The sequence below is a fragment of the Neoluteolibacter marinus genome, from assembly GCF_014904755.1.
Taxonomy (GTDB): domain Bacteria; phylum Verrucomicrobiota; class Verrucomicrobiia; order Verrucomicrobiales; family Akkermansiaceae; genus Haloferula; species Haloferula marina.
The window spans coordinates 1-616 of the sequence record NZ_JACZFQ010000184.1 but is presented as its reverse complement, the minus strand read 5'-3'; the positions used below and the strand labels follow the sequence as shown (position 1 = coordinate 616).

The 616-nt window shown below is 64.8% G+C and carries 1 protein-coding gene; it reads right to left on the bottom strand.

Annotated elements, in window-relative coordinates; genetic code table 11:
- Positions 1–558: AAA family ATPase (locus tag IG178_RS24400; protein ID WP_343226038.1), on the bottom strand; the 558-nt coding region annotated here is incomplete at its 3' end.
- Between the last annotated feature and the right edge of the window lie 58 nt (positions 559–616).

Genomic DNA, 616 nt, shown 5'->3' with positions numbered 1-616 from the left:
GGATCGCCAGTGTCGCTCGAGGACGAACAGCAGTTCGTCTTGTCCCAGGGGCCGGTACTGGTGGGCGAAGCCGACTCGGCTGTAGAACTGGGGGTAGTGGCTGAACTGCTTCTCCAGGCCGGGCATGCCGATCAGGATCAGGGCGATGTCGTCGCGGTCGTAGCGATCGCGCAGCAGTTCCAGAGCGGCGGGACGCAGTCGTTCGGCCTCGTCGACGATGATCAGCTCCACGTAGTTCCTGCCGTGTCGCCATCCCCAGGCCTCGGGAGTGGCCGTGCCGGGAGGTACGAGGTGCTGCTCGATGCACATGTTGGTGCGGGTGATGGCTTGGGTCAGCTCGTCCTTCAGGGTCCGCGGGGTGGTCAGCACGCTGGGGGTGTAGAGCACGGTGCGGCTCCGGTTCAAGGCGGCGTAGATCTTGGCGTCGTTGTCGGAGCGCGGCCCCCAGTAGGTCAGCAGGTCATGAGCCTTCTCGTAGTGTGCGTAGCGGCGCGCGGAGAGTGTCTTTCCTACGCCGGCTGATCCGAAGCACAAACCGATGGTGTGCCCGCGGCGCACGGCCTGGTCGTGGTGCTCTTGGTTGACGGCCTTGCAGACGAATTCGTCGTGATCGAAG